The sequence below is a fragment of the Streptomyces radiopugnans genome (assembly GCF_900110735.1).
GTDB lineage: Bacteria > Actinomycetota > Actinomycetes > Streptomycetales > Streptomycetaceae > Streptomyces > Streptomyces radiopugnans.
Genome location: NZ_FOET01000017.1, coordinates 1 through 13408, shown reverse-complemented (window position 1 = coordinate 13408; position 13408 = coordinate 1). Strand labels below are relative to the sequence as shown.

General features: G+C 72.6%; 14 protein-coding genes and 2 pseudogenes. 11 read left to right on the top strand and 5 right to left on the bottom strand.

The window, feature by feature from the left end; genetic code table 11:
* Window positions 1-39 precede the first annotated feature (39 nt).
* The 3 genes from BMY40_RS29175 to BMY40_RS23400 all read left to right on the top strand — a co-directional run bounded on the left by BMY40_RS29175 (window position 40) and on the right by BMY40_RS23400 (window position 4153).
* A complete protein-coding gene (locus BMY40_RS29175; RefSeq protein ID WP_425443164.1) occupies window positions 40-366 on the top strand; it encodes a CATRA system-associated protein in 327 nt (108 codons plus the stop codon).
* Window positions 353-1888 (top strand): CATRA conflict system CASPASE/TPR repeat-associated protein, encoded by a 1536-nt coding sequence (locus BMY40_RS23405; protein ID WP_093662769.1) that lies wholly within the window; start codon window positions 353-355, stop codon window positions 1886-1888. Before BMY40_RS29175 ends, BMY40_RS23405 begins: the two co-directional genes overlap by 14 nt.
* 207 nt (window positions 1889-2095) lie before the next feature.
* Complete coding sequence (locus BMY40_RS23400; protein ID WP_107436786.1) at window positions 2096-4153, top strand: CHAT domain-containing protein; 2058 nt, start codon at window positions 2096-2098, stop codon at window positions 4151-4153.
* 497 nt (window positions 4154-4650) lie between these two features.
* Here the strand turns inward: BMY40_RS23400 and BMY40_RS23390 are convergent.
* The 3 genes and pseudogenes from BMY40_RS23390 to BMY40_RS23380 form a co-directional block, all read right to left on the bottom strand.
* A pseudogene (locus BMY40_RS23390) lies at window positions 4651-4950 on the bottom strand (transposase); the annotation flags it as partial.
* 8 nt (window positions 4951-4958) lie between these two features.
* Window positions 4959-6458 carry a DHA2 family efflux MFS transporter permease subunit gene (locus tag BMY40_RS23385; protein WP_093662840.1) on the bottom strand — a complete coding sequence of 500 codons (1500 nt, stop codon included), beginning with the start codon at window positions 6456-6458 and terminating at the stop codon, window positions 4959-4961.
* A gap of 367 nt (window positions 6459-6825) precedes the next feature.
* Complete coding sequence (locus BMY40_RS23380; protein WP_093662767.1) at window positions 6826-7050, bottom strand: recombinase; 225 nt, start codon at window positions 7048-7050, stop codon at window positions 6826-6828.
* Between the two features lie 868 nt (window positions 7051-7918).
* On the opposite strand from BMY40_RS23380, the pseudogene BMY40_RS28730 reads away from it, so the two are divergent.
* The 7 genes and pseudogenes from BMY40_RS28730 to BMY40_RS23340 form a co-directional block, all read left to right on the top strand.
* Window positions 7919-8320: pseudogene (locus BMY40_RS28730) on the top strand (replication-relaxation family protein); the annotation flags it as partial.
* A gap of 145 nt (window positions 8321-8465) precedes the next feature.
* Entirely contained in the window at window positions 8466-8690 is a 225-nt protein-coding gene (locus BMY40_RS28725) for a hypothetical protein (RefSeq protein WP_245770275.1), read from the top strand.
* A 1296-nt stretch (window positions 8691-9986) separates the two neighbouring features.
* Window positions 9987-10265 (top strand): SAM-dependent methyltransferase, encoded by a 279-nt coding sequence (locus tag BMY40_RS23360; protein ID WP_093662765.1) that lies wholly within the window; start codon window positions 9987-9989, stop codon window positions 10263-10265.
* A gap of 247 nt (window positions 10266-10512) precedes the next feature.
* A complete protein-coding gene (locus BMY40_RS23355) occupies window positions 10513-11022 on the top strand; it encodes a sigma-70 family RNA polymerase sigma factor (protein WP_245770274.1) in 510 nt (169 codons plus the stop codon).
* Window positions 11012-11338 carry a hypothetical protein gene (locus tag BMY40_RS23350; protein ID WP_143071810.1) on the top strand — a complete coding sequence of 109 codons (327 nt, stop codon included), beginning with the start codon at window positions 11012-11014 and terminating at the stop codon, window positions 11336-11338. The genes BMY40_RS23355 and BMY40_RS23350 overlap by 11 nt, the downstream gene beginning before the upstream one ends.
* Before the next feature lie 17 nt (window positions 11339-11355).
* On the top strand, window positions 11356-11718 hold the full coding sequence (locus BMY40_RS23345) for an ArsR/SmtB family transcription factor (protein ID WP_093662762.1): 363 nt from the start codon (window positions 11356-11358) through the stop codon (window positions 11716-11718).
* The gene (locus tag BMY40_RS23340) at window positions 11715-12260 is read left to right on the top strand and encodes a DUF2703 domain-containing protein (RefSeq protein ID WP_093662761.1); all 546 of its coding nucleotides are present in this window, start codon (window positions 11715-11717) and stop codon (window positions 12258-12260) included. Before BMY40_RS23345 ends, BMY40_RS23340 begins: the two co-directional genes overlap by 4 nt.
* A 199-nt stretch (window positions 12261-12459) precedes the next feature.
* Here the strand turns inward: BMY40_RS23340 and BMY40_RS28110 are convergent, their stop codons facing one another.
* On the bottom strand, window positions 12460-12615 hold the full coding sequence (locus tag BMY40_RS28110; protein WP_177214104.1) for a hypothetical protein: 156 nt from the start codon (window positions 12613-12615) through the stop codon (window positions 12460-12462).
* Window positions 12616-12737: 122 nt separating this feature from the next.
* Between BMY40_RS28110 and BMY40_RS23335 the strand changes: the two genes are divergently transcribed.
* Entirely contained in the window at window positions 12738-13019 is a 282-nt protein-coding gene (locus BMY40_RS23335; protein WP_245770273.1) for a cation:proton antiporter regulatory subunit, read from the top strand.
* A 27-nt stretch (window positions 13020-13046) separates the two neighbouring features.
* On the opposite strand, the gene BMY40_RS23330 is transcribed toward BMY40_RS23335, so the two are convergent.
* Window positions 13047-13408, bottom strand: a 362-nt coding sequence (locus BMY40_RS23330; protein WP_143071809.1) for a magnesium transporter, incomplete at its 5' end; no start/stop codon positions are given.

Below are 13408 nucleotides of genomic sequence, written 5' to 3'. Positions count from 1 at the left end.
CGTCTACGCTCCTGTCACGTGGAGCCGGAGACACGACGCATGGCCGTGGACATCCTGGGGGACGTCCCGGTCTGGCGGCTGAAACGGGAGAACTGGAACGCGGTCGGGCGCGGCTTGGAGGCCATGCGGCGTGCGCTCGCGGCCGGGGACGCCGCCGGTCTGCGGCGGGCCGTTGCGGTCGTGGAGATGGCTGGCCCGTACCGCATCGTCGGTCTGGAGGATGCCGCCCTGCTGCCGCTTCCCGAGGAGTGCCGGGAACGGGTCAACGAACTGGTCCACGCTCTGGACTCGGCAGATCCGGCGAACCGGGCGGACGGGCGGACCGCCTCCGGCGGCGACACCGCGAGCACCGGTGCTGCGGGCTGAGGCCCTGGGGGTGCACCTGTTCGTCCTCACCGGCGGAGCGCACCGGGACGGTGCCCTCGCCCTGCTGGCGGAGGTGTGGGACAAGTGCGGCACCGTGCTGGGGATGACGGATCCGGTGGAGCGGACCGGAGTGGCGGTGCAGCCGGAGAGCGGCTGGGAGTCGTTAATCGGTACCACTGCCACCGGGACGGCGGGGCTGCTCGCGGCCAGGGCGCGGCCGGGAGTGGGAGTGCGGCAGGCGGCCCTGCGACGGGAGCGCGACGTACTGTGCCTGTCGGTCATGCTGGCACCGGCCGCCGAAGAGGGCCTGGGCTGGGCGGAGCTGGATACGCAGTGGTCTGCGGTCCTGCCAGCCGGGGACGCTCTGGAAGGGCGACCTCGGGGCAGGGGCGTACTGGGGGTGGCGAGGCTGTACCTCGCGCGGCTCGCCGAACCGGGGGTTCGGCCCGTGCCGGAGCCGGACCGCCCGCTGGCCGTGGCGGTACAAGCCCGAACACCGGCCGATCCCGCCGTGTCCGACGGCTGGCCGTACGGGGGCGTCGCCGTCTCCCGGGGCTTCGCGGTGTGGGAGGCGTCCGCTGCCCGGGACGCGCGCCTGGAAAGGCGGTTCGTCGTGGTCGCCGCCCACGACCACGACCGGGAACTGACGGCCTGGACCTGGACGACCCGGGCGCGCGAGCTGCCGCCCTTGGGGAAGTACCTGCTGCACGCCGCCAGGCTCCGCTACCAGCTGCGCGTCTGGTCCGCGGCCGGGAGCGCCGGGCGGCTGCGTGACGCCGCAGACACGGCCGTCACCGAACTGCTGGAGCAGACAGCCGCTCCGCACGGCCCCGGCCGCGAGGCGGACCTGCTTCGGGCCACCCGCGCCCTGGTCGGCCTCCAGGCCCGGGAACGCGGCCTGGTCGACCGCTCGACCCGCAGCCGCGAGATGGCCCGCACCGTGGAGATCGCCGCCGCCAACCTCGCCGCCCTCGGCGACTCCTCGCCCGACGGTCCCACCCCTGGTGGGCCGTTCGCCGACGACCGGGCGCTGGCGGAGTGGTTCGGCAGGCGTCTGGACGACGAGTCCACCTATCTGGAGGCCACGCTGCGCCGCTGCGAACAGGTCGGCGCGTTCGCCGACCAGTTGCTCCAGCGCGCCCGGCAGCGTCGTCAGGAGACGGTCAACCTCGGTCTCACCGGTGCCGTCGGAGCGGTCCTGATGAGCCTCACCGCCGTCCAGGCCCTGCAGTACACCATTCCGCTCCCCGGCCCGGTCAAGCCCGCCGTCGTCACGGCCCTGGGCGCTCTCACCCTGCTCGTCTCCCTCGTGGTGCTGCGCGTCGTGGTGCCGGAGCGGCGCTGGACGGCGGCACTGGTCCGGCTCGGCGCGGCGGCGCTGGGCGCGGCCCTGGCCTGGACAGCGGTGTCCGCCACGGGTGGCGCCACGGGGGTGGGCTGGACGTGGGCAGGCGCGGGAGCCGGGGCGGTCGCCGGGTTCGCCGCCGCCTGCGCGGCGGCACGCCGAAGCGGATGGGACTGAGGACCGGCACCACGACAGGAGAGACGGACCCGAGGAAGGACACCGATGAGCTACAGCGTTTCGTGGAACAGCGACGACCGGTCGAGGTGGTCCGGGGACACCGGGCATCGGCCCTCCCAGCGATCGGAGCCGCCGCCCGGGCACCGGCGCCCGGCGCACCGGTCCGCCGACACCGCGCTGACAGCCCAAGAGCTCTTCCGGCGTGGCATGACCGAACACGCCCGTTTCAAAGACACCGGAGAACGCCGCCACCTCGACACGTGCATCGACCTGCTCGGCCGGGCCGTCTCGCGCTCCCTGCCCGGCGGCCCCCGTCTGGCCGCATCCTCGAACAACCTGGGGGTAGCCCTGTTCGACCGGTACAAGCTCGGACAGAAGGCCGCCGGGTCCGGGCCCGACCCCGGTGATCTCGATCAGGCCCTCGAACACCTCCTGCGCGCCTACCGGAAGTCCCCGCCCGACAGCCCCACCCATGCACGGGCCACAGGAAACCTCTTCGATGCCTACCAAACCCGCCTGGACCGGCCCGAGCCCCTGCCCGACGAGCTCGAACGCCGCCTCCCCTCCCTCAGGAAGCTGCGCCGGGAGGTGAGCCGCACCCCGGGCATCGCCGTCCAGGTACGGCTGCGGACCGCCTACGAGAGCGGACGTTCGGCAGCCGACGCGCAAGGCCCAGCAGCCGGGTACCGCGATCTGGCCACCGCCGTCGAACTGTTGCCCAGGGCGCTGTGGGGGGCGCGTGAGCAGATGCTGGAGGTGCTCGCCGACCACCCCAGGCTGGCCTCGGAGGCGGCGGCGTGTGCCCTCGACGCAGGTGACACCACCCGCGCCGTGGAGCTCCTGGAGCACGGGCGCGCCAACCTGTGGATGCGGCACACGAAGACCCGGTCGCCCCGCGAGGAACTGCGGGAGAGGCAGCCCCGGCGAGCTCGGCGGATGGATCGGGTGCACGCCATGCTGGAGCCGCGGATTCACTTCCCCGCGGGTTCCGCGCGCTCGCGCGTCACCCCGCAGGACGTCCGGATGGAAGGGCTGGCCGGGGACAGCAACCCGGTCGTCCGCGTCTACCACCGGCTGAACGCCGGCCTGCGTGGCGGGGCGGCGGCAGACGGCCCCCCGCTCAGCGGCTTCGAGCAGCAGTGGGAGAAGCTCTCCAGAGGGGCCGGACTCGGCGCCCCCGTCTTCACGAAACCGGACTACGGCACCCACCTCAAGCCCGCTGCGGACGAGGGCCCCGTCGTCTACGTCAACGTCAGCCCGTGGCACTGCGACGCGCTGATCGCCCGCCGGGACCGCGACGAGCCCGCTCGTCTCCCGCTTCCCGGCCTGACTGCCGAGGACTGCCGTAACTGGGCCGAACGGTACGTGGTCGCGATGACCGAACTCACCGGCGCGGAACGGGAGGAGATCGTCCGGGACGTACTGGATTGGCTCTGGCGCACCGTCGCGGAGCCCGTCCTGAATGCCCTGGAGCTGTCGTCCGGCAACTCACGCATGTGGTGGGTGCCCACCGGTCCCCTCACCACCCTTCCGCTGCATGCGGCGGCACCCCGGGGCGCGGGGGAGGGCACCTCTGTGCCCGATTTGGCCATCTCCTCCTACGCGCCCACCATGCACCGCCTCGTCACCGCCCGGAAGGCCCGCGACGACACGCGCGGCGCCCCCGCCCACCGCCGCCGCCTCCTCCTCGTCACCCCGGAGACCGAGCACCTTCCGGCCACCGCCCGCACCCACGCACGGCTGCGGAGCCTCCTCCCCCCGGGCGGCCTCACCGTCCTCGCCGGCCCCGAGGCCTGCCACGGCCGGGTGGGAGCCGCACTCCAGGAACATGCATGGGCCCATTTCGACTGCCACGCCGTACAGGACCCGGACGACCCTCTCCAGAGCCACCTCTCGCTCCACGACCGCCCGCTGACCGTCTCCGACCTGGCGGACCTTCCCATGGCACAGGCCGAGTTCGGCTTCCTCGCCGCGTGCGCCACCGCCGCCGGCGGCGCCCTCGTCCTCGACGAGTGGATCAGTCTCACCGCCGCCTTGATGTACTCCGAGTTCCAGACCGTCATCGGTACTCTGTGGCCCGTCCCGGACGCACCCACCGCGCGCATTGCCCGGGACGTCTACGAGCGGCTGCTCACCAGCCCCGGCCGGCCCCTGTTCGACCACACCGGCAGCGCCGCAGCCCTCCGCGACGCCCTCGTCGCGGAGCGCGCCCGCCGTCCCGACCATCCCAGCGCCTGGGCGTCCTTCGTGCACTACGGCGTCTGAGTCCCTTTGTCTCGCCGGTATATGAGCCTCCAAGCCGGCCCGCGGCGTCCTGCACGAGCACACACCGCCACCTGCGCCTCCACCCTGGCCACTCGCGAGGCAGTCCTCCACGACAGCGCGGTCACCGCCCCGCCCGTGTGGCGCCGGCAGCTGGTCGTGGCGGCCACGACGCTGCACCGACTGACCGTCCGCGGTCCCGACCGGCCGGTGTGGCGGGTGGCTGGGTATGGGCAAGAACCGCCGGCTGCTGGAAAAGCTGCCGACGTCCCGCTGAATCAGCCGGCGAACCGGTGGCGCACCCCGCGTGTTTTCCGTGGCCTGGCGGCCGGTGCGCCACCGTTTCCCGGTGCGCCGGTTGATGCCGACGGCCCGGCAGGCCTCCAAGCTGCTGACGCCCTGGTCCATGAACCGGAAGCACTCCGCCTGCTCACGGAGCAGGGCCTCAAAAGAGCGTTTTGTCCCGGCAGGGTTGTTTGGTTCGAGGTTCAGGTGCCGCGCTAGTTGGGGGTGGCTTCGCCGGTGAGGCGTCGGCTCATGAGGTCGATCATTGCGACGTGGATCATGGCTTCGGAGCGATGGGGGTGGGTTTCGTAGTCGCGGGCGAGGCGGCGGTGGTGCATCAGCCAGCCGAAGGTCCGCTCGACTACCCAGCGTCGGGGGATGACTTTGAAGCCTTTGACGCCAGGGTCGCGGCGGACGGCCTCGACGTCGATGCCGAGGCGGGCTCCGTGGTCGATGGCTTTGGTGCGGTATCCGGTGTCGGCCCACGCTTTGGTCACGCGGGGGTGGGCAGCGGCGGCCGGGTTCACACCCGTGTCCCCGCCGTCTCGTCAGCAGTCGTGCCGCCCTCGTCCTCCGTCCCGGGGGCTGGGGCCGGTTGCGGCGCGGGCGGGGTGCGGACCAGCAGCGCGACCAGCACGGCCAGCGCTCCCAGCACCGCGCCGACGGCGAACCCCCAGCGGACGCCCGCGGTCAGTGCCCCGGTGTCGCTCGCGCCGGCTGCTGCCGCCGCGGCGGCCCGGCCCGACATGACGCTGACGGCCAGGGCGATGCCGGTTGCGGCCGCGACCTGTTGCAGCGAGCCGAGGACGGCCGAGCCGTGCGGGTACAGGTGCGGCGGCAGCACGGACAGACCGGAGGTGAAGACCGGGGTGAAGACGAACGCCAGGCCGGCGCTCAGGGCCACGTGCAGGGCGAGCACCGACCATGGCGAGGTCTGCTCGCCCACGAGGGTGAACAGTGCGAGGCACGAGGCGGTCACCGCGGCGCCGGGCACGACCAGGCGCGGTGCACCGAACCGGTCGTAGAGTTTGCCGACCTGCGGGCCGAGCAGGCCCATCATCAGGCCGCCGGGTATGAGGAGCAGCCCGGTCTGCAGCGAGGTCAGGCCGCGCACATTCTGCAGGTACATCGGCAGCAGGATGAACGCGCCCATCAGTGCCATGAACGACAGGCACACCAGGGCCAGTGCCACGGAGAAGTGGCGGAAGGTCAGGGTGCGCAGGTCCAGCAGCGGCGTGGAGGAGCGCTGCAGTGACAGCTGCCGCCACACGAACAGGCCCACCAGCACGGCACCTGCCAGGGTCGTGGCCGACGGCGGCACCGGTGCGCGGGCGGCGTCGGCCGCGCCGAGCCCGCTCAGGCCGTAGACGAGGGCGCCGAAGCCCAGTGCCGCCAGGAGAGCGGAGGGCCAGTCGATCGGGCTGACCCGCGGCTCGTTGACGTTGACAAGCTTGCGCAGGCCGAGGACGGCCATGGCCCCGGCGATCGGCAGCACGGTCAGGAACAGCAGCCGCCACGACCCGAGCTGGAGGAGCACGCCGGAGACCGCCGGGCCCAGGGCGGGCGCGACGGAGATGACGAGGGTGACGTTGCCCATGACCCGGCCGCGGTCCTGCGCGGGCACCAGGGTCATCAGCGTCGTCATGAGCAGCGGCATCATGACGGCGGTGCCACCGGCCTGGACCACGCGGGCGGCCAGCAGCACGGGGAAAGCGGGTGCGGCCGCGGCGAGGGCCGTGCCGGTGAGGAACAGTGCCATGGCCAGACCGAAGGCGGTCCGGGTCGAGACCCGCTGGAGGAACCATCCCGTTACCGGGATGACGACGGCCATGGTGAGCATGAACGCCGTGGACAGCCATCCCGCGGCCGTCGCGGTGACCTCGAAGTCGCGCATGAGTCGCGGGATCGCGTTGACCATGATCGTCTCGTTGAGGAGGACCACGAAGGTTGACAGCACGAGGATCCGCAGCACGGCGGTGACGTGGGCGGGTGGCAGCGTGGGTGCTGTGTGTGAAGGGGGCATGGTGCCTTCCGTCATGGGGGGTGTCCTCCGCGGATGGTGGGACGCACCGACAGGCCACGGCGGCGTGGACGGCTCATCGGCGGTGCCTCGATCCTCTCGGAGGGCACTGACACACTCAAACCAATTTGCCGACGCCGATCGGCCCGCGGCCCGCCCGGCGGCCGTGGTCCTGCCTCGCTACCCCGGCCGGTTCGCACGCCCGGCGGACGGAGGGGGCCGCAGGTGCGCACTCTGCGCGCCCCCGCGCAGGCCGAGCGGCCCGCGGCGACAAGGCAGAAGACCGTAGCCGCGGAACCAGCGGGGGAAGAAACCGCAGGCTAGCCCGTTGGGCAGCGGGACGACCGTCTGGCTGCCCCACCCGTCGCACTCAGGTGTCACGCCTTGCCCTGAGCTGGGGGAAGCCGAGGTGAACCGGTGGGCGTCGGACTTGTCGCTGGGTCTCTTCGCGTTTGACGCACAAGAAGGTGAGCGTGAGGTTGATGCCTTCGGCCTCGCCGAGCCAGCTCTCGCCTTCGGCCCGTTGGAGGCGGGCGAGGAGGTCAGCCTCCAGTTCTTCGAGACGGCCCAGCATCTTGGGGTTGACGTGCAGCATCGGGCAGCGGATGCAGGCGTGCTCATGCTGACAGAGAGTTCCGTAGGGGCGCCCGCCGCGAACCCGGCCTGGACGAGAGAATCGTGGACGCCGCGCTGGCCGCGCACTGCACCGACATCACCGAACCCGCGACACCGCGCGGCACCCGCCCCGAGTGCCGCCTCTACACCACCCGCTGGACCTGGAACGACCTCCCACCCGCGGCACACCCACCCACCGGCCCGGACCAGCGACCACAGGCCGGCCCGGCCCTGCCCGGCCTGCCTCTGGCAGTGAGGGAGTGGGCGGTCCCCCGTGTTCCGCTGCGCCACGACCGCGCCACCGCCGCCGCCGTGCTCACCGCACGGCTGCGCACCGCCCGCCGCACCGGCCGCCCGCTGTACGGCACCGCCGCACACCGGCCGCCCGCACGGCCCGAACAACTCGCCCTCTTCGACCCCGACGACGGCGCACCATCCGCTGACCGGGCCCGCCGGGGCGTCGATCTGGACACCGTGCCCGCCGACCATGCACCCGGCTCCGCCCACGAGCCGCGCTCCACCACCGACCGCACGTCCAGCGAGGACCTGGACCAGGTGCCGCCGGCCCCGGCAAGCACCGCCGCGGCAGCGAGCCCCGCGGCAAGCCCCGTGGTGAGCCCTGCTCCCAGCCCCGCAGCCGAAAACCGCCGTCTGACGGTTGCCGCTGATCAGAACCCCGATTCGCCTGCTCCGGCCGGCTGCAACTCCTCTTCTCCCGCTCCTGATGTACCGGAAGAAGCGCCCCGGCCCCGGAAGGCAGCGGCGACGAAGGCCGGGGCGGACCTCCGCGGCGAAGTCCTGCTCACCCTGGCCCGGCTGCGCCTGGCCACCCCCGCCAGCTCAAGGCGCTGCTGCTGCCCCACCGGCAGGGCACCGACCACGTCCGCCGCGCGCTGCGCAACCTGCTCACCGAATCCCCCGCCCTGGTCGGCCGGACCCACCGCGCCCAGCACAGCTACTGGTACTGCACCCCGGCCGGGCTGGCCGAAGCCGCCGCCTCCGGTGAGCTCGCGCCGACGGCCTGCCGGACCACGGGTAAGCGCGTCGCCGCCAGCAAGACGGGTCTTCGGGAGCACGGCCTCGCCCTGGTCGACACCGTCGTCGCCTTCCACCAGGCGGAGGTGGCCGACCACGCCGACTGGTACCTCGAAGTCGCCCACCCCACTCCGGCCGGCCCTCTCATCCCCGACGCCGTGGTGCTCCTGGCCGACGGCTCCACCGCCTTCGTGGAGATCGACCGCACCATGTCCTACGCCCGCCTGACCGCCAAGCTGGACCGCTACAACGCCTACCGCACCGCACCCCCCCACCGGCCGCGGCAACGCCGCCCGCGCCCCGCGCAGCCACTGGCAGGAGATCTACGCCGGGCCGTCCCTGGACCGGCCCTTCCCGCCGGTGCTGGTCGTCTTCGCCCCCGCCCCACGCCGTGCCGCACCCGACACCCGCGAGGCCGCCTTCCACGACCGCGCCCGCCGCCTCTCGAACGTGAACCACCGGCTCACCGTGGCGACGACGACCTTGCCCCTGCTGACCCGGCAGGGGGCCGACCGGCCGGTGTGGCGGGTTGTCGGCCACGGCGAGGACCGGCGGTCGCTGACCGCGCTGCCCAAGGCGCGGTGAGCGCGGCGGGCCCGGCCTCCGCCCAGGCCGGGCCCGCCGGCCCTGCCCGGTTGCCGGTGGTGGCTGCAAGGCTGACCGGATGAACGACGATGAGCAGCTGCTGCGTGCCCGGGGCTAACGCCGTGACCCGGGGGACCCCAACCCCGGCCTGCGGCCGCATCAGACCCACGCCGCGCTCATAGGCGGGCTGCTGCTGGAGATCACGGGTCGGCGGCCGGAGGAGGCCGTCGACGGTGTGGCTCTGTCCGCGAGCTCTCGCAGCGGCCCGGCAGCGGCGCGCTGTATGGCTCGCACCCCCGGCGAACCCCTATATCCGGGCCGGGTGTGAGCTGCCGCTTCTCCTGCGCCGGGGCTATGTCCTGACCGCAGCCGATGGCCGCGGGTGCGACGCCGGGCCGGCTGCGTGTCTTTCCTCCGGAGTCGGCACCGGTGAAACACCACAGGGGCCTGAACCCTGGGGGACGGGGTGGTTGTCAGGTCCCTGTGGTGGGCGCATCCGCACGGGGGAGGGCGGATGCTTGTGCATGTGCGGTCTGCCCAACGATCCGTGGGCCGTTCGGTTACGGCTGCCGACCGCTTTCCGGAGGGCCGCTGGTAGGGAGAGCGGTGGTGTTCTCGGTCCGCAGCAGCGCCCAGCTGCCCCCGGTATGGAAGTCAGGCGAGCGGTACGGGCCGGCGCCGTCGGCGCGGATGCGGGCGGCCGGACTCCGCCCGTCCTGCCGCATGCCTCGCGTGCGCGCCGCGATCACGGCTCCGGCCGGTTCGCCGGTCACATCGAGGATGGATCCGGGGGCGGGGATTGTCGCCGTGTTTGCTCCGCCCCTTACCCCGCCCCGAGCGACCGGGGGCCGGTATAGCGGGGCAGCCGGCCGGCGGACGGGCTTTGGGGTCTTCAGATCCGGCCGTGGGCGGTCCTTCTTCATCGACGCCGCGACCAGCCGGGTGCCTCCCTGGCCCGAGAAGGAGCGGTGTCGCCGACGGCGGACAGCCAGCGCAGCAGGGGACCCGCTGCCTCCGCGTCGGTGTCGTGGGCCGGGCGGAGCTTCGGCTGGGCCGGCTGCCCGCCCGCGCCGGTGTGCGGGGCTGGCCGGTGTGCCCCGCACTCGTGAGTGCGGCGGCAGCACGCCGCCCACCTCGACAGTCTGTCTGTCCCCGGCCTGCCTTGATGGGCGTCGGGGAAGCCGCCCCAAGCCCGGCGGTGCCGCACGTCAGCCTTGGCGGTACCGGTCAGAGGGGTGAGCGGCGGCGGTCGGCGGCCGACGGGCCTCAAGGTCACATGTCTGTCGGCCGCCGGCCGTGCTGGGCCAGGAGCGCTGCGGTGCCTCGGGCAGCTACCTGTCCCTCAACGACGGCACCGACACCTACGAGGCCGCCAACCAGGCCCAGGCCGCCTACAACGACAGCGGCGCCATCCCCTACATCCTGCGGCCGGTGGAGCAGCTCGCCGGTTTCTTCGACGGCCTGGAACTGGTCGAGCCCGGCCTGGTGCCGTGCCCGCGCTGGCGGCCCGAGACCGAGCCGAGCGGGAACCCGGCCGAGGAAGTCAACTACGGCGCCGTCGGCCGCAAGCCATGAGGCGCTTCAGCACAGGGCGGCCCCCTTCCGCGCTGCTGAAATCCGGTTCACCCTGACACCCCGCACACCAGGGTCTACGCCCACCGCTACACCAGCACCGGCTGGCTGCGCTGCAACACGCGCACGATCCTCGATGCCCGACAGCCGACCTACCGTCCCCTCCACACCGCAGCAGGCCTGGACCTCCCCGACAACGTCGGCATGATGCCCGCCCACTACAGCGTCCACGTCGAAGCCCGCTGCTCCGGTGGCACTGGCTACACCCTGCTCCGCCTCGGCCCCCTCTACCCAGTGCCGTTCCCAGCTCGCCCACCGGGTCTTCATGCACCTGGCGATGAACTGGGCCGGCCTGATGGAGGAGGAGAACCCGGCCGCCTGCGCGTGGGCGCTACTCAAAGAGGCCGTCGCCGCGGAACTGGAGCTCCAGGGCCGCCAGGCGGCGATAGGCGACACCGCCGTGCTGACCCGGGTCACCCGCGCGGTCCTGGAGTCCTACCGGCAGCACTTCGCCGCGATGGAAACCGCCCTGGGCCTGTACAACGCCGTCGCCCGCCTCCCCGAGCGGCAGTTCGACGTGGTCATCCTCCAGCACGTACTCGGCTACACCACCGAACGCACCGCCCAGGTCATGGGCGTCAGCGAGGGAACCGTGCGCTCCCACTGCTTCCACGCCCGCCGAAAACTGGCCAAGGAACTCCAACCCGGCCTCGGCCGGGAACCCATAGAGCATCGGGGAAACCGCGACGATGAGGAGTGAGGAACCGGTGGAGCACAGCATCGACGACCTCCTGTCCTACGCCCAGGTCGGCGAACGCGTCACCGAGGAGGACATCGCCGCCCCCCGCCGCCAGATCGAACGCGAGATCGCCGCCACCATCTGGCAAGGCGCCCTCTCGTGCGAGTCCTCGGCCCACACCGCCAACACCTACCTGGGCCGCACCCCCTACCCGGACCGGACCCGCCCGCGCTCGCCGCCGTCTTCGCCCTGGGCGCCGGGGTCCGCGAGCGCCGCTGTGCCGGGTGAGGTCACTGGTTGCCGCACACCCCCAAAGCATGCATACTTGCGCAAGTGAGCAATGAAGATTCTCCGGTGGGAGATCTGAGTTCGGTGCTGTCGCACCAGATGTTCCGCGCCCTGGGCGACCCCACCCGTATCCGCCTGGTCGACCTGCTCGCCGAGCGCTGCCGGGCCTGTTCGGTCTCCGAGCTGGCGGATTGCCTGGACGTCGATCTGTCCGTGGTCTCCCGGCACCTCGCCCTTCTGCGCGCCGCCGGCGTGCTGCGCGCGGCGAAGCAGGGACGCACGGTCTTGTACGAGATCCAGTTCGACGCCCTTGCCGAATCGCTGCGGGGCATCGCCGACGCGCTGGAGCGCGCCAGGGACGACTTCGTCTCGTCCGCACCCTGCACACCGTCCACCGACACCGATTCCGAGAAGGGAACGGCACCATGACCACGACGACCACCACGGCCCACGCAGCTGCGACGGTGGACACTCCGCCATCCTCCGCCGAGTCGACGCGACTCGCCGTCGAATACTGGACCGTCACCATGGACGGGCAGTCCTCCTGCGGCTCCTGCGACGCGACCCGCACCGTGATCGACAGCGCGATCGAAGCCGTGCGCCCGCTGGCCGCACGGCTCGGAATCCACCTCGACGTGCTGCCGCGCACGGTCGCCACCTGGGCGGAGGCGATCGACCACGGCATCGTCGCCTCGCCGACCATCCGCGCCGCCGGCCACGAGCTGCGCCCCGCCCACCCGGACACCTCCGAAAGCAGGGTGTGGCGGTGGCGGGGCCAGCAGACCGTCTCGCTGCCCGAAGATGCCGCGCTCGACCTGCTCCTGCGGGCCCTGGCAGCGCGCAGCACGCAGATCGGCGAGTACCTGGAGCACGGCGGTCCGTCCGCCTACGTCCGCAGGTTCCTGTCGGAGCAGCCCGCCCCCCAGCTCGCTGCGGACACCTCCTGCGGCGCGGCAGCCGGCTGCAGCTGAGCGCGGACGACGCGGGGCCGCCCCCTGTGGGGATGAGGATGTCGCGCAGGCGGCGCAGGCCCTCTGGCGGAACCGTCACGCCAACGACCAGCTGCTACGAGCCATAGTCGACAGGGCGAACGTTGCCTGATGCGTCACTAGTTCAAGTGCCGGAGCATGCTCCTCTGAGGCGGATATTTGCAGTTGGTTGGGCGGCGGGTCAGGGGCGGTAGATCATCTCCAGCAGGCCCGCCGTGATCAGGAACCACGCGCCGATGCCGAAGGGCCAGACCTTCTCCAGCACGAAACCGGCGATGACCAGGACCACGGCGGCGATGATCCTGCGGACACCGCTGTCGGAGAAGGGCCCTCTCATCTGATCACCCCGGGCGCCGGTTCGGCCGGGCGGCAGCGCGCAGCGGGCCCCGACGGCTGCCGTGGACGGCCCCGGCGACGGCCGGGGCTCGGCGTCCACCACGTCGTCCACCCGAGCACGACATGGGCCGGCGCGTCGCCCATCTGGTGCGCGGCCGCATGCTGGACTGCATCGAGTCCGAGGACGACTTCGCCATGGTCAAGACCAGCCCGCCGGCCGGCATCGTCGGACTGGCCCTGGGCAGCAGCGGGGTGCGCACCCGTCACGGCGTCACCGTCGTCGCCGTCAAGCGCCCCGGCGAGGGCTTCACCCACGCCACGGCCGACACCGTCGTGGAGGAGGGCGACACCATCATCGTCGCCGGCCGCACCCGCCAGACCGAACGCTTCAGCGAACTCACCTGACGGTCGCGTCCACGGCCATGAGCAGGGTCAGACGCCCAGGACGGCTTTGGCCGTCAGGAAGTAGAGGATCAGGCCGGTGGCGTCGACGAGGGTGGTGACCATCGGGGCGGAGACGACCGCCGGGTCGATCCGCAGCCGTCTGGCCAGCAGCGGCATGGTGCCGCCGATGGTCGCCGCCCAGCCGCAGATGAGCACCAGGGTGATGCCGACCACCAGGGCGACCTTCGCGCCGACGAACACCGTGCCCACCACCAGGCCCAGCACGGCCAGCAGGGTGCCCAGGACCAGGCCGACCCGGCACTCGCGCCAGATCACCTTCAGCAGGTCCGAGCCGCGCACCTCGCCGACCGCCAGGGCGCGTACGCAGGCGGTGGCGGCCTGGGCGCCGG

Coding starts and splice junctions, on each gene's coding strand:
- BMY40_RS29175 (WP_425443164.1), top strand. CDS start 40: ATGGCCGTGGACATCCTGGGGGACGTCCCGGTCTGGCGGCTGAAACGG.
- BMY40_RS23400 (WP_107436786.1), top strand. CDS start 2,096: ATGACCGAACACGCCCGTTTCAAAGACACCGGAGAACGCCGCCACCTC.
- BMY40_RS23385 (WP_093662840.1), bottom strand. CDS start 6,458: ATGCCCCCTTCACACACAGCACCCACGCTGCCACCCGCCCACGTCACC.
- BMY40_RS23380 (WP_093662767.1), bottom strand. CDS start 7,050: ATGCTGCACGTCAACCCCAAGATGCTGGGCCGTCTCGAAGAACTGGAG.
- BMY40_RS23350 (WP_143071810.1), top strand. CDS start 11,012: ATGAGGAGTGAGGAACCGGTGGAGCACAGCATCGACGACCTCCTGTCC.
- BMY40_RS23340 (WP_093662761.1), top strand. CDS start 11,715: ATGACCACGACGACCACCACGGCCCACGCAGCTGCGACGGTGGACACT.
- BMY40_RS28110 (WP_177214104.1), bottom strand. CDS start 12,615: ATGAGAGGGCCCTTCTCCGACAGCGGTGTCCGCAGGATCATCGCCGCC.
- BMY40_RS23335 (WP_245770273.1), top strand. CDS start 12,738: ATGGGCCGGCGCGTCGCCCATCTGGTGCGCGGCCGCATGCTGGACTGC.